The sequence below is a fragment of the Achromobacter sp. SX5 genome (assembly GCF_056711425.1).
Genome location: NZ_CM160041.1, coordinates 3,338,847 through 3,355,488, shown reverse-complemented (window position 1 = coordinate 3,355,488; position 16,642 = coordinate 3,338,847). Strand labels below are relative to the sequence as shown.

General features: G+C 64.4%; 15 protein-coding genes. 9 read left to right on the top strand and 6 right to left on the bottom strand.

The genetic code is table 11. From position 1 onward, the window contains the following. Window positions 1-13: 13 nt before the first annotated feature. Window positions 14-745, bottom strand: coding sequence for a GntR family transcriptional regulator (locus AC1M14_RS15750; RefSeq protein ID WP_102771429.1), 732 nt, complete (start codon window positions 743-745; stop codon window positions 14-16). 167 nt (window positions 746-912) lie between these two features. On the opposite strand from AC1M14_RS15750, the gene AC1M14_RS15745 reads away from it, so the two are divergent. The 7 genes from AC1M14_RS15745 to AC1M14_RS15715 all read left to right on the top strand — a co-directional run bounded on the left by AC1M14_RS15745 (window position 913) and on the right by AC1M14_RS15715 (window position 10,382). Beyond that, a complete protein-coding gene (locus tag AC1M14_RS15745) occupies window positions 913-3,186 on the top strand; it encodes a penicillin acylase family protein (RefSeq protein WP_479729981.1) in 2,274 nt (757 codons plus the stop codon). A gap of 95 nt (window positions 3,187-3,281) precedes the next feature. Next, entirely contained in the window at window positions 3,282-4,847 is a 1,566-nt protein-coding gene (locus tag AC1M14_RS15740) for an ABC transporter substrate-binding protein (protein ID WP_479729980.1), read from the top strand. Window positions 4,848-4,859: 12 nt separating this feature from the next. Continuing rightward, the gene (locus AC1M14_RS15735) at window positions 4,860-5,804 is read left to right on the top strand and encodes an ABC transporter permease (protein WP_210405780.1); all 945 of its coding nucleotides are present in this window, start codon (window positions 4,860-4,862) and stop codon (window positions 5,802-5,804) included. After that, window positions 5,797-6,690, top strand: a complete 894-nt coding sequence (locus AC1M14_RS15730; protein WP_479729979.1) for an ABC transporter permease — start codon at window positions 5,797-5,799, stop codon at window positions 6,688-6,690. The genes AC1M14_RS15735 and AC1M14_RS15730 overlap by 8 nt, the downstream gene beginning before the upstream one ends. Further along, window positions 6,687-7,688 carry an ABC transporter ATP-binding protein gene (locus tag AC1M14_RS15725; protein WP_210405779.1) on the top strand — a complete coding sequence of 334 codons (1,002 nt, stop codon included), beginning with the start codon at window positions 6,687-6,689 and terminating at the stop codon, window positions 7,686-7,688. The genes AC1M14_RS15730 and AC1M14_RS15725 overlap by 4 nt, the downstream gene beginning before the upstream one ends. Next, window positions 7,685-8,674 carry an ABC transporter ATP-binding protein gene (locus tag AC1M14_RS15720; protein ID WP_102771425.1) on the top strand — a complete coding sequence of 330 codons (990 nt, stop codon included), beginning with the start codon at window positions 7,685-7,687 and terminating at the stop codon, window positions 8,672-8,674. Before AC1M14_RS15725 ends, AC1M14_RS15720 begins: the two co-directional genes overlap by 4 nt. 25 nt (window positions 8,675-8,699) lie before the next feature. Beyond that, entirely contained in the window at window positions 8,700-10,382 is a 1,683-nt protein-coding gene (locus AC1M14_RS15715; protein WP_479729978.1) for a N,N-dimethylformamidase beta subunit family domain-containing protein, read from the top strand. On the opposite strand, the gene AC1M14_RS15710 is transcribed toward AC1M14_RS15715, so the two are convergent. Further along, window positions 10,379-10,486, bottom strand: coding sequence for a substrate-binding domain-containing protein (locus tag AC1M14_RS15710; protein ID WP_479729977.1), 108 nt, complete (start codon window positions 10,484-10,486; stop codon window positions 10,379-10,381). The two genes, AC1M14_RS15715 and AC1M14_RS15710, sit on opposite strands and share 4 nt — an antisense overlap. 404 nt (window positions 10,487-10,890) lie before the next feature. Between AC1M14_RS15710 and AC1M14_RS15705 the strand changes: the two genes are divergently transcribed. Next, entirely contained in the window at window positions 10,891-11,886 is a 996-nt protein-coding gene (locus tag AC1M14_RS15705; protein WP_479729976.1) for a hypothetical protein, read from the top strand. 191 nt (window positions 11,887-12,077) lie between these two features. Here AC1M14_RS15705 and AC1M14_RS15700 read toward each other — a convergent pair whose 3' ends face one another. The 3 genes from AC1M14_RS15700 to AC1M14_RS15690 all read right to left on the bottom strand — a co-directional run bounded on the left by AC1M14_RS15700 (window position 12,078) and on the right by AC1M14_RS15690 (window position 14,579). Next, window positions 12,078-12,896: a GIY-YIG nuclease family protein gene (locus AC1M14_RS15700; protein WP_102776117.1), complete on the bottom strand. Its 819-nt coding sequence runs from the start codon at window positions 12,894-12,896 to the stop codon at window positions 12,078-12,080. A gap of 170 nt (window positions 12,897-13,066) precedes the next feature. Then, the gene (locus AC1M14_RS15695) at window positions 13,067-14,182 is read right to left on the bottom strand and encodes an NADH:flavin oxidoreductase (RefSeq protein WP_479729975.1); all 1,116 of its coding nucleotides are present in this window, start codon (window positions 14,180-14,182) and stop codon (window positions 13,067-13,069) included. Between the two features lies 1 nt (window position 14,183). After that, on the bottom strand, window positions 14,184-14,579 hold the full coding sequence (locus tag AC1M14_RS15690; protein WP_209164913.1) for a RidA family protein: 396 nt from the start codon (window positions 14,577-14,579) through the stop codon (window positions 14,184-14,186). A 144-nt stretch (window positions 14,580-14,723) separates the two neighbouring features. Between AC1M14_RS15690 and AC1M14_RS15685 the strand changes: the two genes are divergently transcribed. Continuing rightward, window positions 14,724-15,620 (top strand): LysR substrate-binding domain-containing protein, encoded by an 897-nt coding sequence (locus AC1M14_RS15685; RefSeq protein ID WP_479729974.1) that lies wholly within the window; start codon window positions 14,724-14,726, stop codon window positions 15,618-15,620. Here AC1M14_RS15685 and AC1M14_RS15680 read toward each other — a convergent pair. Beyond that, window positions 15,610-16,527: a LysR family transcriptional regulator gene (locus AC1M14_RS15680; protein WP_479729973.1), complete on the bottom strand. Its 918-nt coding sequence runs from the start codon at window positions 16,525-16,527 to the stop codon at window positions 15,610-15,612. The genes AC1M14_RS15685 and AC1M14_RS15680 overlap by 11 nt on opposite strands. Between the last annotated feature and the right edge of the window lie 115 nt (window positions 16,528-16,642).

Sequence of the window (16,642 nt, the reverse complement as noted above, 5' to 3'; positions counted from 1 at the left end):
AGCGGGGAATCGTCTACTTGCGCCGGCTGCGGCGGACCGATTTGGTCGAGGACTTTTTCACCGGCTCCGGCTCTTCGTGGTCGATGGATTCGAGGTAGGCGACGAACTGTTCGCCGCCCTCGATCAGGTCCTGTTCCACGGCGGTGGCGAGCGCTTTGGCGTCACCCGCCTTCAGAGCTTCGATGATGCGCAGGTGTTGATGCTCACCCTCGTAGGTGGGGTGGCCATGGGGGTAGAGGTAGTTAAGCAAGGGGCCCGCCTGGATCCACAGGCGTTCCAGGATTTCGGTCAGCTGCGGCATGCCGGACCGGCGATAGAGCGAGAAATGAAAGTCGTAATTGGATTGCACCGCTTGCGGATAGTCTTTTTGCTCTTCGGCACGGATCAGCGTGGCGTGGATGCGCTCGAGATCGGCAATGAATGCGGCATCGATGTGCGACAGCGCCTCGACGGCGGCCATCGGCTCCAGATGCAGCCGCAGGCGCCGGATCTCCAGGTACTCGGAGAGCGACAGGCGGCGGGTCAGGAAGTAGTAGCCGGCCTTCATTTCGATGGCGCCGTCGTTGGTCAGCAGCAGGATGGCTTCGCGCACGGGCGTTTCGCTGACTTCCAGGTCGGCGGCCAGCGTGGCGATCTTCAGCCGTTCGCCGGGTTGGAAGCGGCCGGACATCAATCTGTCGCGCAGCGTGCGGTAGACCTGTCCGGTAAGGCTGGAGCGAGTGACGGAAGTTTTCTCTGTGGCCATAGTGGGCTGAGCGAAGGTCGACAGCGATTGTCTCGGACCTAGATTTTAGGGAAGAGCTGCTGCCTAGGTAGAACTACGGATATGAGTACCACCTAAAAGAACACAATATATTATATATCGTGTTAAGCCAGTGGCCCGCGCCACGGCAAAGATCGGAGGAACGCTGGATGTCGTCGTCCCCTGAAGTGCTGCGAGATCGCTGGGGCATACCGCATGTCCGGGCCGATGGCGTCGATGAGCTGTTCTTCGCCAACGGCTATGTCCACGCGCAGGACCGGCTCTGGCAGATGGACGCCGCGCGCCGGCGCGCCGTCGGCCGGTATGCGGAATGGGTCGGGCCCGAAGGAGCGGCGGCGGATGCGCTGGCCAGGCGGCTGGGCGTGGAGGCGGCCTCGCGCAGGGATTTCGCGGCGCTGTCGGCCGAGACACGGCGCATGTTGGAGTGCTATGCACAGGGCGTCAACGCCGCAATAAATGAGTTTCCGCTGCCCGTGGAATACGAGCTGCTGGGTGAGCGGCCGCAGCAATGGGAACCATGGCAATCGGTTGCCGTGATGCGCCAGCGCGGCCTGCTGATGGGATCCATCTGGTTCAAGTTGTGGCGCGCGGCCGCGCTGCGCACGATCGGACCCGAGGCCATCGGCCTGTTGCGGTACGACGACGGCGGCAACGAGCGTTTCGTTTCGCCGCAAGTCGATGACGTACAGACGCGGCGCTGGATCGCCGGCCTGCAGTCGCTGGCTCCTTCCATCGATGCGCTGCTGGCGCTGGCGCCGGCGGACGGCACCATTGCCGGGTCCAACAACTGGGCGGTGTCGGGCGCGCGCACCGTCAGTGGCAAGCCCATGGTCGCGGGCGATCCGCACCGGATCTTCGAGATCCCCGGGATGTATGCCCAATTGCACCTGAGCTGCGGCGAGTTCGATGCGCTGGGCTTCTCGGTGCCGGGCGTGCCGGCCTTTCCGCATTTCTGCCATACGGAGCACGTCGCGTGGTGCGTGACGCATGCCTTCGCCGATATCCACGACCTGTACCTGGAGCGTTTCGATCCCGCCGATCCCGCGCGCTATCAGACGGAGACAGGCTGGGCGCGGGCCGAGGTCCATGAGGAAATTGTGAACGTACGCGGCGCGGAATCCCTGAAGGTCCGCGTAATCCGGACGCGTCACGGTCCGCTGCTGGCGGATCCCGAGGCGAGCGGGTACGGGGTGGCGCTGCGTTCGGTGCAGCTGGACCCCGTGGACCGTTCCCTGGACTGCCTGCTGCCGATGCTGCGCGCTCATGGCGTGCGTGAGTTCAATGAGGTGTGCCGTCCCTGGGGCGTGATCGACCACAGCGTGGTGGCGGCCGACACGTCCGGCCACATCAGCGTGAACGTGCGGGCCATCGTGCCGGAGCGCGACCGCGTCAACGGCTGGCTGCCTGTGCCCGGTTGGACGGGGCAACACGAATGGCGCGGCTACATCCCCTGGGAACGCATGCCGCGCGAGGTGGACCCCGCGTCCGGCAAGCTGGTGACGGCCAACAACCGCATCGCGCCGGACGGCGAGGGCGATTACCTGTGCACCGATTGCCATCCCTCGACGCGGGCCCGCCGCATCAGTGAACGGCTCGACGGTTTTCCCGCCGCCAGCGTGGACGACATGGTCGGCCTGCTTGGCGACACCGATAGCGCGCGCGCTCGCGACATCGCCGCGCGCATCTGCAAGGTGACCCCTCAGGGCGCCGGCGCGGAACTGGTGGCCTTGCTGCGAGGCTGGAACGGCAACATGGCCGCCGGCGAGTTGGCTCCGTCGGCCTACTACCAGGTGCGCCAGGCAATGACGCGCATCCTCGCGCGGCGCTCGGGCCTGGACCGCGCCGCCCGGGACATCTTCGCCACGATGGCCGCGCCGGGCGTGGTGCCCGTCAATCAATTGTGGTGGACGCTGCCCGAACTGCTGCGCCGCGAAGACGTCAGCCTGCTGGCCGGCGCCACCTGGGACCAGGTCATTCAGGAAGCGCTGGCCGTCGTCGCCGAGGGCGGCGCGGTGCAGCCCTGGGGGCGCCTGCACCGTCCGGTGTTCTCGCATCCGCTTGCAAACGCCTTCCCGGAGGCAGCGGCAAGGCTTGCGCCCGCCTCCAACGATGTCGCGGGCGATGGCGATTGCGTGTGCGCCACCGGCGCCTATCCCACCGGCGGCCCCTCGTCCAGCTATGGACCGGTTGCGCGTTATGTCTTCGACGTGGGTAATTGGGATGCGAGCCGCTGGTCGGTTTTTCATGGCGCCTCGGGCGCGCCCGACAGCCCTCACTACAGTGACCAGAACCCATTGTGGGCGCGCTGCGAGCTTGCGCCCGCGCCGTTCACGCGGGAAGCGGTGGACGCTTGCACCGTGTCGCGCCAGCGCATCGAGATCAAGGGGCTGAAGCCGGAATCCGCGCATACCGACAGCCCGTAATGCCGAGTGGGGGTGCGCCCGCCGCGCGCCCATGCTGTTTTAACCGGGTCCGCCGCAAGCCTCGGCCGGAACCCACGAATAGAAAGGGGAACAGGATGTTCGCGAATTCCACATTGCAGCGGATCGGATGCGGCATGGTCATGGGCGCCGCCCTGTTGGCCAGCGCCATGGCGCCGGCAGGCGCGGCGGAGGACACACCCAAAAAGGGCGGGACTCTGATCTATGCGAGCCTGTCCGGCCCGGGCACCCTTGATCCCCAGGTTGCGGCCAGCATGGTGGATCTGGAAGTGATCCACCATCTGTACGAAGGCATGGTGACCATCGACGGCTCCTACAACACCAAGCCCTTGCTGGCCCGCGAGGTCAAGGTCAGCGACGACCTCAAGACCTATACCTTCCTGCTGCGCAAAGGCGTCAAGTTCCATAACGGCAAGGTCATGACCTCCGAGGACGTGAAGGCGACCTTCGAGCGCTATGCCCGTGTCAGCCCGAACAAGGCGGCGCTGGATGATGTGGAAAGCTACGAAGCGCCCGACGCCGATACCTTCATCATCCGTCTGAAGAAAACGAATGCGGCGTTCCTCGATGTCCTGAAGACGCCGGTCTATCCCTTCGTGATCCTGCCCTCGGAACAGAAGGACAAGCCGGCGCGCGGCATAGACATCATCGGCACCGGCGTTTTCAAGCTGGGCCAATGGGTCAAGGACAGCCATCTGGTGATCCAGCGCTTTGCGGATTATGTGCCCGACGACCAGGCGCAAGGCCCCGACGGATTCGCCGGCAAGCGCACTGCCTACGTCGATGCCGTGCGTTTCAACTTCGTACCCGAGGCCAATGCGCGCGTCGCGGCGATGCAGACGGGCGAAGCCCTCTTTACCTCCACCATCCCGCCGGAATTGGCCGCCAGGCTGAAGAGCCAGAAGCACTTGCAGGAAGTGACGGTCTACCCGTACTGCCAGCAATATCTGATCGTGCATTCGCAACAGGCTCCCACCGACAACGTCAAGGTGCGCCAGGCAATTCGCGAGGCGGTGCACGTGGACGACATCATGAAAGTGATCGGCGCGTCCAAGAAGAACCACTCCATGGTCTATCCGGAAGGCGCGTATTACGGGGGCAAGGTCACCGATGGCCGCTACAACCAGAACGATCCGCAGAAGGCGCGCGAACTGCTCAAGGAAGCGGGCTACAAAGACACGCCTATCGTGCTGCAGACGAACAACAACTACGACTACATGCGCGACGCCATCCTGGTCCTTTCGGAGCAGCTCAAGGCGGCCGGGATGAATGTCAAGATCGACATCACCGACTGGACCACCAACGCCTCCAATCTCCAGACGGGCAAGGGCAACTGGAACGTCTCCACCACCAGCTTCTGCTCCAACCCCATCCTGGGCCCGCAGCAGTGGCAGTCCATGATCTACAACTTCCCGCACGTGAAGGACGACAAGGTGCTCGATGGCGCCTACGAAACCTTCTACAAGACGCCCGATCTGGCCGGCCGCAAGGCCGCGTGGCTGGACATCGAGCAGCGCGTGCTGGATCAGGCATACATGATCAAGGTGGCCGACCGCGGCAACGTGCAGGTCATCAATACGCGCAAGGTGGGCGGGTTCAGGCCGTACTACATGAATCACTTCTGGAACGTGTGGCTCAAGTAGGAAGCGGCGACCATGTTCCATACCGTTTCCACTCGTATCGCGCAGGCGGTTCCGGTCATGCTGATCGTGGCCGTCCTGACCTTCTTCCTGATGCACCTGCTGCCCGGGGACCCGGCCGTCATCATCGCCGGCGACCAGGCCGGCCCGGAAGCCATCGAGGCCATGCGCCGCACGCTGGGGCTGGACAGGCCCTTGCTTGAGCAACTCTGGTTGTGGCTGACGCATCTGGCCCAGGGCAATTTCGGCGAGTCCCTGGTGCTCAACCAGCCCGTGCTGTCCGCCGTCGCCGAGCGCATGCCCGTCACCTTGTCGCTGGCGGCCGTGGCATTCGCCATTACCTTACCGGTGGGCATTGCGTTGGGCATCACCGCGGCCTATTGGCGCGATTCCTGGCTGGATTCGGCCGTCATGGGCTTTGCCTTGCTGGGCGTGTCGGTGCCCAACTTCTGGATTGCGACGCTCTCGGTCATTCTGTTCAGCGTCAATCTGGGGTGGTTGCCCTCCGCCGGCTATGTGCCCATGGAAGACGGCTTCTTCGAATGGCTGGGCGCGCTGATCCAGCCGGCCGCCGTGCTGGCGCTGTTCCAGATCGGCTTTCTGGCGCGTATGACGCGCTCCGAGATGCTGGAAATCCTGGACCAGGACTACGTGCGCACGGCCCGCGCCAAAGGCGTGTCGGAGTTCTTCACCGTCTCCAAGCACGCATTCCGCAATACGCTGGTCCAGGTGTTGACGGTGGGCGGGTACATCGTCAGCCTGCTGATCGGCGGCTCGGTGGTCGTGGAGCAGGTGTTCGCGCTGCCGGGCATCGGCCGGCTGCTGGTGCAGGCCATCATGGCCCGCGACTATCCGACCGTGCAGGGCACCATGCTGCTGCTGGGCTTCGCCTTCGTGTTGATCAACGTGTTGATCGATGTGCTCTACACCTTCATCGACCCGCGGGTGCGCTATGACTGATATTGCGATCAACGGCCAGACGCAGGCGGCACCCGCCGTATTCAGCGCCCGGCGCCGTGTCTTCAAACGCCTGTGGCGGCACCGCTCGTTCAGGATCGGCGCCGCCATCCTGCTGGTCATCATCGCCGGCGCGGTGTTCGCTCCGTTCATCACGTCGGGCGATCCGATGGCGATGCGCATTTCCGACCGCTTCCATCCGCCCTCGTGGCAGCATCCGTTCGGCGCGGATATGTACGGCCGGGACGTCTTCACTCGCGTACTGTATGGAGCCCGCCTGTCTCTGTGGATCGGCCTGGCGGTGTCGGTGCTGGCGGCCATCGGCGGATCGCTGGTGGGAATGATCGCCGGTTATTTCAGCTGGCTGGATTCGTTCTTGATGCGCATCATGGACGCGCTGCTGGCGTTCCCGGCGATTCTGCTGGCCATCGGCATCAATGCGGTGCTCGGCCCGCAGATCCATAGCGTGATCATTGCACTGGCCTTCGCCTATGTGCCTCGCATCGCGCGCATTGTGCGGGCCACGGTGCTGGTGATCCGCCGGCTGGACTATGTGGACGCGGCCCGCATCAGCGGCGCCAGCGCGTGGCGCATCATCGGCCGCCACATATTCCCGAATACGCTGGCGCCGTTGCTGGTCTCGCTGACCTTCATTTTCGCCTACGCCATCCTGGCCGAGGCCACGCTCAGTTTCCTGGGCATCGGCCCTCCGCCGCCGATGCCGAGCTGGGGCAACGTTATTTCCGAGGGGCGGGATTACGCCGTCGAAGCCTGGTGGATCATGCTGTTTCCGGGGCTGGCCATCAGCCTGTCGGCATTGGCCATCAACCTGCTGGGCGACGGGCTGCGCGACGTTCTCGATCCCCGGCTGAAAGTGGAGGGCGCATGATGAACCAGCCCTTGTTGGAGGTGGATGACCTCAGCGTGGACTTTCGCACGGACGCCGGCTGGACGCGCGCGGTCAGCAATGTCAGCTTTTCGCTGGACGCGAACCGTTCATTGGGCATCGTCGGCGAGTCGGGCAGCGGCAAGAGCGTCTGCGCGCTGTCCATCCTGCGGCTGCACCATAAGCGCACCTCGCGCATGCCCGGATCGGCGATACGCTTCGAGGGCAAGGACCTGCTTGCCATGCCCGAAGGCGGCCTGCGCCAGGTGCGCGGCGGCGACATCGCGATGATCTTCCAGGATCCCATGACGTCGCTCAACCCGGTGCTGACCATCGCGGACCAGATTGGCGAAACGCTGCGCATACACCAGGGCATGGACAAGGCTGCCGCACGGCGCCGTGCTGTCGAGCTGCTGGACATGGTGCGCATTCCCGACGCCCGGCGCCGTGTGGACGAGTATCCGCACCGCCTGTCCGGCGGCATGCGGCAGCGAGTCATGATCGCGATGGCGATCGCCTGCCGCCCCAAACTGCTGATTGCGGACGAGCCCACGACGGCGCTGGACGTCACCATCCAGGCCCAGATCATGCAACTGCTGCGCGAGCTCCAGGCCGAGATCGGTATGTCCGTCATCCTGATTTCCCACGACCTTGGTCTGGTTGCCGAGTTCGTCGAGCGCGTCATCGTGATGTACGCCGGCCACATCGTCGAGGAAGCCGGTGCCGCGCAGATGTTCGAAAAACCCCTGCATCCCTATACCGAAGGTTTGCTGCGCGCCATTCCGGACCTGGACGCCGATCATGAGCGTCTGCTGGCCATTCCCGGCAGCATTCCGGCCTCGGGGAATTGGCCGCAGGGCTGCCGCTTCGGGCCGCGCTGCGGCCGTGCGGAGCCTGCCTGTCTGGCTGCGCCGGTGCCTATCCAGGCCTTGCCGTCGGGACGCATCCTGCGCTGCCCGCCCCGCGCGGCTGAGCAGCTAAAGGAGGAAATCGCCGCATGAGCCAGAATCCCATCGTGCAGGTCAGCGGCTTGAGCCGCGATTTTAAACTGGGCCGGAGCGCCGGCAAGAACGCCGTCCTGCGGGCGGTCGACCAGGTGAGCTTCGACATTCATCACGGCGAGACCATCGGCCTCGTGGGGGAGTCCGGGTCCGGCAAATCCACGATCGGCCGGATGATGATCGGACTGCTGGAACCCTCGGAGGGCGATATCCGCCTGTTCGGAAAATCCATCGCCGGGCCGCAGGGGCGGGCCAATCTGGCCGCGGTGCGGCAACGCATCCAGTTTGTGTTCCAGGACCCGTATTCCTCGTTGAATCCGCGCATGCGGGTGGGCGATGCGGTCGCCGAGCCGCTGGATATCGCGCGCAAATCCACGCGCAAGGAGCGCCAGGAGAGGGTAGCCGAATTGTTCGACATGGTGGGGCTTCCCGCTGCCTTCGCGGGACGCTTCCCGCACGAATTCTCGGGCGGGCAGCGCCAGCGCATCGTGATCGCCCGGGCGCTCGCGCTCAATCCGGATTTCGTGGTGTGCGACGAGGCGGTGGCGTCCCTGGACGTTTCCATGCAGGCCCAGATCGTCAACCTGTTGATGGACTTGCAGCAACGGCTGGGCCTGAGCTACCTGTTCATCGCCCACGACCTGGCCGTCGTCAAAGCCATTTCCCATCGCGTGGCGGTGCTGTACGCCGGGGAGATCGTGGAGATCGGCAACAAGCGTTCGCTTTACGCCGCGCCGCGCCATCCCTACACGCAGGCCCTGCTCAAGGCCGTGCCGCGTCCGGTGGCGGGCCGCGTGCGTCCGCCGCCGATCAAGGGAGAGTTGCTCAGCGTGCTGAACCGGCCTGCCGGATGCAGCCTGAGCCCGCGCTGTCCGCATGCGGCCGCGCGTTGCCGGGAAGAAAAGCCCCTGCTGCGCGAAGTCGAACCCGGCTGGCTCGTGGCCTGCCACTTCCATGAAACCCTGGCCGCCCAACCCGCGTCCTGACCGCAACGATCGAGGAATGTCCGTCATGTCCGACCCGCAGCAGCCCGCCCGTCCCGAGTTCGGCCCTTTGAACCAGCGCGCGCGCCCCACGGGCGTCATGCATCCCGACCGGGCGCTGCACCTGTCGCATTGGTACGAGGCGCCCAGCGAGGACCCGTCGCTGCCGGAGGTCTATGTCTACACCGACGCCATGTCCTACGAGGCCGGCCAGGAGGTCGCCTTCCATGCCTCCAGCACCGCGCAGCGCTGGACGCTAGAGGTCTGGCTGGACGGCGCGGCGCCGCAATGCGTGCACAGCCGGCAGGGCATCGCCGGCGAGTTCGCGGCCATGCCCGACCAGGCTTACCGCAACGGCTGCGGCTGGCCCGAGGCGCATCGCTGGCGCCTGCCGCCAGACGCCGCCAGCGGCTTCTACCGGGTGGCCGCGCATTGCGAGCGATCGGATGGTTCGCGCTTTCTGCAGCACCATTTCTTTGTCGTGCGTCCAAAATCGGGGCAAGGCGCGCGTCCGGGCAAGTTCCTGTTCCTTCTGTCGACGTCCACCTGGATGGCCTATAACGATTGGGGCGGCGCCAACGCCTATGACGGCATCGACGGGCCGCAGCGGAATCAGTTCTCGCCCGTGCTCAGCAACCAGCGCCCCTGGACGCGCGGGCTGGTATGGCTTCCGCCGGGTGCGCCGCGCCTGTGCGATCCGGTGCCCCGCGAGCCCTGGGAGGCGCCGCGCTATCCCACCAAGGAGTGGGCCTACACCAACGGCTTCGCGCAGTACTACGCATCCTCGGGCTGGGCGCACTTCGAACGGCATTTCGCGGTGTGGGCGCAGCGCGAAGGCTATGCCTTCGACATGGCAACGCAGACCGATCTGCACTACCGCCCCGAGATCCTGCAGGACTACAGCACGGTGGTCATTGCGGGCCACGACGAGTACTGGACCCGAGGCATGCGCGAGTCCATCGACCGCTTCGTGGAGCAGGGCGGCAGCGTGGCGCGATTCGCCGGCAACTTCATGTGGCAGATCCGCCTCGAGGACGAAGGGCGGACGCAAGTCTGCTACAAGGCCCGAGCCAAGACCGAAGACCCGGTAGCCGGCGGCCCGGAGCACGCGACCCTGACGGGCGCCTGGGAAGAGCAGGCCGTGAACTGGCCTGGCGCCACCACTTTCGGCGTCAACGGCATGCGTGGCGTGTACTCGTCCTGGGGCGGCTTCGCGCCGCGAGCCAGTCGGGGGTTCACGGTTTACCGGCCCCGTCATTGGGCGTTCGAAGGGCTGGACATGCACTACGGCGATGTCATGGGCGCGCAGGCCGGTATCTTCGCCTATGAGGTCGATGGCCTGGAATACACCTTCCGGCATGGCCTGCCATATCCGACCCACGAGGATGGCGCGCCGAAAAGCGCCGAAATACTGGCCATGTCGCCGGCGCTCTATGGCGAAGAAATGCACGACGGCGAGGGCTTCCGGTACTACCTGAAGGACGGCGGCCTCGCGCGCAAGGCCGAGGCCTTGAGCGGCGAGTCCACGCCAGAGGCGATCGCCCGCCATCAATACGGCTCAGGCATGATCGTCTCGATGACGCGCGGCCAGGGCGAGGTGTTCACCGCGGGCAGCTGCGAATGGGTCATGGGCCTGACGCGCAACTGCTATTACACCCAGGGCGTCACGCGCAACGTGCTGGACCGCTTTCTCGCCAAAGGGCGGGCTTAGTCCGTCTTCCAGCCCCGCTTCATGAAAATGGCCCTGCCTTCCGGGGCCGTCAGGAAGTCGACGAACGGCTGGGCCTGCGGATTGGCTTTGCCTTTGCCGGTCACGACGGCGCCAGCGTCCCGGTAGATACGGTACGGTGTCCTCACACCGAATGTGCGCGACCTGCCCGGCTCGAGTCTTGGATAGCATGTATATGGCTCTTGCTCCCTTGGTTGTCAAAATTCGCTGACATACCTTTCGGCCAACGCTGACATACGAGGACCGTGCGTCCGTTGCACACCGGCGCATACCGATTCAGAAGCGGCGGACGATATGAAAGACCGGCTTTACACGGCGCCTCAGCGCGACATGCAGTTTGACGCTCGCGCGCGTAGTGGCCCACCGCTGGCCGGGTGCCGTCTGTGACGACAGGCCGCTCCCGACCCTGAGCAGACGTAGCCGTCGAAAGGTCATCGCCGCACATCGGTCTCTCAACGCTAAACTGCGTTGCATTTACGGAGGGCTGTATATGCGACTCAAAGACCTCGCCAAGTTACACCAAATAATTCGACGTATCCAGGGCGGCCACTTCGATGCGAATGATGTCGACAACTTGCTCATGAAGCTTCGCGCTTATGCGGGGGATAATGCCATCTTCCTTGAGGTGGCGAATTTCGTTGCGCACTCAGACTCGCGGGACCGGGGTCTAGCGCAGCGGTCCATCACAGCGTTCGTTGACTCATTATCGTTTTTTCGGGAGTACATCTCAGAGAAACGTCCGCTAGACTTTCGCGCACCTTTCCCCGCGTATATCTACCGGCTGTTTCTTTCCCAGGCTCGACTATCGGACGAACGTCGACTGAAAGATGAGTACCGAATGAGTCACGCCACGCTCATCAAGAAAATCGAAGCCAATTTTTCGGTCGACAAGAAAACTGGCACATGCAGCTTACGAAACAATAAAGGCGGCAATGAGCTGTTCGCTGCTCTGCAGTTCATCACCGGTTTTATTCATTCAAGAGCGGCCTTCCACATCCGCGACTTTCACAGGGATCTGAAGGATCTAATGCGCGCGCAAAAGGTCACTTTCGATGAAGCAGCCTGGGACGCCCAAGCGGATCGCATATCACTCGCAATTCTTTGCCTCGTATCAAATACCCAGTTCTCGCTTGCAGACGGAGGCCTAGCTAGCTGCAAGTTAGAGACCGAAAACCACTTCAGAATTCTTAATGGTGGAGAACGACGACTACCGAACGGAATGATGAGTACCGAACCAAAGGGCTTCGGGCGACTGATGATTTTAGGTGAAGCAACGATCAAAGGCCCAAACAAGGCTCCGGTAAGGGTTATGTTTCCGCTGATCGAAACTGAGCTCGATCCGCACGAACACTGCGATTCAAAATTATTCGTTCGGGATCAAACATTCGAAGAATTCGGCAACTGCGAGGTAGAAATCATCGACTTTGCTCCGGATATGTCGTTGTCAGACGGTTTCAAACTTGTACGGACCGACTCTCAGCTTTGATAGCAAGTGCGGGAGGAAGCGTCGGCGAGTAGGAAGAGCTTGAATCATCACGCAAATCTAAATCGAACATCGATTAGCGACCGCTCTTGGCCGAAAGCCGTCCTCAATGTCAAGAAATCAAGCCAAAATTCGAACTCCCGCACAAACGGCCTGAGTGAGCTTCCCAGATCACACCGGCATCAATACTCCGATCAATTCCTGTTAAAGCCACTTTCCCGAGTCATTAACACAGACTTCCAGTGCTCTTCACGAGCAAGAATCTCGTCTTTCGTTGAATGGATATCCGCTATCTCAAGCAGCGAGAACCGCAAATCCGCCTGACGATCCGCAGAAGAAAGCCCGAATTCTTCCTTCAAGGCCACATTGCCCCCGTGTCCATTCTGCGCGTAGGCACACCAGCGTCCCCAGATGCCCTCGGTACCGTCCGCCTTGCCTACATAGAGCTGATGCGTTTTTCTGTCGGAAATCAGGTAGATGCCTTTCACATTGGACAGGGCAGTACGCCAGGTCGGTATGTTGTCTCTTACGATGATGTCGAGTTGAGCCTTGGGCACGTCCACCCGCTTGTAGCCGGGGAAATCCGCAATGCTGAGCCTGCGGGGCAGGAGCTGGCTTACCACCAGTTCGGCCTCCAGCGTTTCCCCATACACATAGGAATTGCGTTTTGTGTAGGGGCTGGAAGCATATAGCCTGCCGACCAGGTCTTCACACGCGTTGATTCGCTCCATTTCATAAATGAAGTGCGCAGGCGGCGTTGCTACTGCCTGGCAGTCTTTGACGCGATACAGTCCGACGAACAGCCACGAAGTTGTCGTCCCGGCTTGGACGAAAGACAACACGAATTCTCGTTGAAAGTTACGGCTGCGTTGCCAGGATTGCCACTCATCGAATCGTCCCTCGATGAACACGTCTAGCGGCTGCTCATACTGGTTGAAGCGCGCAAGATGGACTTTGCAATTCCGGGCTTCCAGTGAAGGGTATTGAATCCGCAGCAAATCAAAGACTTTCATAGCTCAACTCAGCAAGAAGACGATGAAGTTTATGCCGCAGCCAATGATTCTGCTCTTTCCCGTTTCCCCAGGCCCGTAACGGCGCCTCGGAGGAGAAGCCCAACCGGATCATCGACGCCGCGATGCTGGCCTGGCCGCCCGCCTGAGTTCGAGCGGCGAACCGCAGGACCTCATCCGCCGCGCCCCTCGCGATGCCGCGCCGCATTGGCAAGATCAGCGATCGGCGCCAACAGCTCCCGGTCGAAGCGCTCCAGCGGCTGGCCGGCGCGCAGCCTCGCGGGCCAGTCGGCGTGCGTGAGCGCGCCGCGCCCCAGCGAAACGAAGTCCGCCTCCTCGCGCGCCATCATGCCGGCGGCCGCCATCGGATCGTGCAGCGAGCCGTTGGCCAGCACGGGGACTGGAACATGCCGCCGCGCCAGCGCCGCGAGACTTGCGCCCTGCGCACCGAAGGCGGGGCGCCAGGCCTCGAATTCGGTGGTGTGCAGGTAGTCGATGGGCTGCGCGCCCAGTGTGCGGAAGATCTGCGCGGCGTCGGCCTCGGCGCCGGGCCATTTGTGGGTGAAGTCGTTGACCTTGCCCTGCGAGCTGCGCACGCCTACGGTGAAGCCCGGCTCCGTGGCCTGGCGCACCGCCTGGATGACTTCCACCGTCAGGCGTAGCCGGTTGTCCAGGCTGCCGCCGTAGCGGTCCGCGCGCCGGTTGGTGTAGTCGGTGAGGAACTGGTCCAGCAGATAGCCGTTGGCGCCATGGATCTCGACGCCGTCGAATCCGGCCTGCTGCGCCCTGCGCGCCGCCTGTGCGAAGCCTGCGACCGCGACCGCGATGTCTTGGTCCGTCATGGCTTCGGGCAGCCGGTACGGGCCTGCTCCGCGGTAGAACGTCATCTGCTGCCCGCGCGGCAACACGGCCGAGGGACCTTTGGTGGTGGCGCGATGGGGATTGCCCTGCGACAGCGCGCCCGCGTGCATGAGTTGGGCGACGATGCGGGCGCCGTGCGCATGGATGCGGTCCACGACGGGGCGCCAGGCATCGCGCTGGGCGTCGTCGGCCAGGCCGGGCTGGAACAGGTAGCCCTGCGCGTGGGCCTGGTCCGTATAGACGCCTTCGGTGATCACCAGACCGAAGCCGCCGGCGGCGTAGGCTTCGTAGTAGTCGGCCATCTGCGGCGTGGCGCGGCCGTCGGCCGTGGCGCTGACGCGGGTCATGGGCGCGACGGCGAGGCGGTTGGCCAGGCGCAGGCCGTTGCCCAGCCGCAGCGGCGTGTACAGTGCGGCGTGCGCGCCCATGTCAGCGGCCCTCCTGGGCACGCACGGCCGCGATGGCCTCGATCTCGATCATGGCGGCGGGGTCGTACAGCGCCTTGATCTCGGCGATGGTGTCGGCCGGGTAGGGGGCCGAGAAATGACGGCGGCGCAGCGCCACCACGTCCTTGAAGTGCCCCATGTCGGTGACGAAGATGGTGACCTTGATGACGTCCTTCAGGCTGGAGCCGCCGGCTTCCAGCGCGCGGCTCAGGTTGCGGAAGGCCTGTTCGCCCTGCGCCAGGAAACCGCCGTCGACGATCTTGCCGTCGTCGCCGGCGCCGGCCTGGCCGGAGATGAACAGCAGGTCGCCGAAGCGGATGCCCTGCGACAGCAGGAAGGGTTCGTAGTTGTCGGGCTGGGTGACGACGCGTTGTAGCATGATGAGAATTCCTTATTCATGGTCGATCGGGGAATCGGCCCGAGGGTGGCCGACCCATGCCTGTAATTTAGGGATGCGAGGCATCGGTGACAAAGGTTCATTTGTCAGCTATAAGGTGAGAAAAACTCATCTGTAGGGCAGATCATGCAACGCCGATCCCTTCCGCTGTCCGGGCTGCGCGTATTCGAGGCGGCCGCGCGCCTGGGCAGTTTCAAGGCCGCCGCCCAGGAGTTGGCGGTGACGCCAACCGCGGTCAGCCACCAGATCCGCGCGCTGGAGGCGCAGACCGGGCTGGCGCTGTTCGAGCGCCACGTGCGCAGGGTGTCTTTGACCGAGGCGGGCGTGCAGCTTTATCCGGTGCTGCGCGACGGGTTCGATGCCTTCGAGGCGACGCTGGCGCGCCTGACGCATGCGCGCACGCGCATGCAGGTGACCATCTCGGCGACCAATGCCTTCACCGTGAAGTGGCTGGTGCCGCGCATGGCCGATTTCCGCAGCCGGCATCCGGGTATCGACCTGCAGTTGCAGGCCAGCGACGAGGTGGTGGACCTGAGATCCGCGGCGGTGGACATTGCGATCCGCTACGGCCGCGGGCCGTATCCGGGCCTGGTCGCCCGGGCGCTGTTCACCGACCGCTTTGCGCCCGTGGCCAATCCGCGGCTGGGCGTGGAATCACCGGACGATCTGGCGCGCGTGCCCTTGATCCGTTTCGACTGGAAGCGGCCGCAGGCCGAGAACCCGACCTGGGAGCGCTGGTTCAGGATCGCGCGGCGGCGCGAGCCGCGGCAGGCAAGCGAGCTGCGGTTCTCCGATGAAGGCCATGCCATACAGGCCGCCGTCGCCGGGCATGGGGTGGCGCTGGTCAGCCTGGCGCTGATCGCCGAAGAGCTGGAGGCGGGCCACCTGGTGCAGCCGTTCGGGCCGGTGATCTCGGGGCACACCTATCATCTGGCGATGCCCGCGGACCGGCCGCCGTCGCCGCCGGTGCGCGCCGTTGCGGACTGGCTGGAAACGCAGGCGGGGCTGGAAGCTACGCCCTGAACGACGCAAACCCGTCCCAGCACTGGCGCGTGAATTCGTACAAGGCGTCTTGCGCCGTCAAGGGCGTGCGTCCCTTCAGCCGCGCCAGCGCATAGTGGCCCTGGCGCTGCGGGTCCGGCGGAATCGGCACTTCGACCAGCTGCCCGGCTTCCTGCTGCCGGCGGGTGACGCAGATCACCCCCAGCAGCAGGGTGTCGGAATGCAGCGTCAGCTCGACCAGCGCGTCCAGGTTTTCGCAGCGGTGGGTGACCAATTGCTCGGGCGCGCCGCCCGGTCCCAGCGTTTCGGCCAGGCGCAGCGAGACTTCGGGGCTCAGCGTGCTGGAGGCCACGGGATAGCGGCGGACCTGTTCGATGCCCGGGCGCCGGTGGGCCAGGATGGGATGGCCCTTGCGGCAGACCAGCCCGGCGCGCAGCGGCGGCAGGGCGCGGGTTTCGAGGTCGGCCGCGTCATACAGCATGCGGGCGTCGCACACCATGGCGTCGACGCGCTCGGCGCGCAGCATGTCCAGCAAGGCGGCGGTGGCGCCCAGTTCCACGCCGACGCGCACCTGCGGATGGCGCTCGGCCATGTGGGTCAGAAAGGGCGAGAGCAGCAGCGAGGCGGGCGCGGGGCTCAGGCCGATGGATAGCGTGCCCGATTCGCCGCTGTGCAGGGTCTTGAGTTCGCGCTGCAGTTCGGCTTCCTCGAAGCGCATGCGGCGCGCGCGTTCGGCCACGCAGGCGCCGTAGGGCGTCAGGCGCACGCGGCGCGTGCCGCGGTCCAGCAGCGGCAGGCCCAGCTCGGCTTCCAGCGCCTGGATGCTGCGGCTGAGCGCGGGCTGCGACAGGTTAACCGCGTCCGCCGCGCGCGAATAAGTGCCGTGTTCCACGACCGCGAGCAGGTGTTTGAGTTTCTGGAAGTCCATGATCCAAGCGCATCAATACTATGAAATAAATGCATTGGAATTATAAATTGGCAGTTCGTATGATGGTCCGCTGACGGCGCCCGGCAGAGGCGCCGCGATCCGCGCGCGGGACTCG

Bases quoted from the DNA above. Each gene is read 5' to 3' on its own strand.
- AC1M14_RS15750 (WP_102771429.1), bottom strand. From the start codon at position 745: ATGGCCACAGAGAAAACTTCCGTCACTCGCTCCAGCCTTACCGGACAG.
- AC1M14_RS15745 (WP_479729981.1), top strand. From the start codon at position 913: ATGTCGTCGTCCCCTGAAGTGCTGCGAGATCGCTGGGGCATACCGCAT.
- AC1M14_RS15740 (WP_479729980.1), top strand. From the start codon at position 3,282: ATGTTCGCGAATTCCACATTGCAGCGGATCGGATGCGGCATGGTCATG.
- AC1M14_RS15735 (WP_210405780.1), top strand. From the start codon at position 4,860: ATGTTCCATACCGTTTCCACTCGTATCGCGCAGGCGGTTCCGGTCATG.
- AC1M14_RS15730 (WP_479729979.1), top strand. From the start codon at position 5,797: ATGACTGATATTGCGATCAACGGCCAGACGCAGGCGGCACCCGCCGTA.
- AC1M14_RS15725 (WP_210405779.1), top strand. From the start codon at position 6,687: ATGATGAACCAGCCCTTGTTGGAGGTGGATGACCTCAGCGTGGACTTT.
- AC1M14_RS15720 (WP_102771425.1), top strand. From the start codon at position 7,685: ATGAGCCAGAATCCCATCGTGCAGGTCAGCGGCTTGAGCCGCGATTTT.
- AC1M14_RS15715 (WP_479729978.1), top strand. From the start codon at position 8,700: ATGTCCGACCCGCAGCAGCCCGCCCGTCCCGAGTTCGGCCCTTTGAAC.
- AC1M14_RS15705 (WP_479729976.1), top strand. From the start codon at position 10,891: ATGCGACTCAAAGACCTCGCCAAGTTACACCAAATAATTCGACGTATC.
- AC1M14_RS15700 (WP_102776117.1), bottom strand. From the start codon at position 12,896: ATGAAAGTCTTTGATTTGCTGCGGATTCAATACCCTTCACTGGAAGCC.
- AC1M14_RS15695 (WP_479729975.1), bottom strand. From the start codon at position 14,182: ATGGGCGCGCACGCCGCACTGTACACGCCGCTGCGGCTGGGCAACGGC.
- AC1M14_RS15690 (WP_209164913.1), bottom strand. From the start codon at position 14,579: ATGCTACAACGCGTCGTCACCCAGCCCGACAACTACGAACCCTTCCTG.
- AC1M14_RS15685 (WP_479729974.1), top strand. From the start codon at position 14,724: ATGCAACGCCGATCCCTTCCGCTGTCCGGGCTGCGCGTATTCGAGGCG.
- AC1M14_RS15680 (WP_479729973.1), bottom strand. From the start codon at position 16,527: ATGGACTTCCAGAAACTCAAACACCTGCTCGCGGTCGTGGAACACGGC.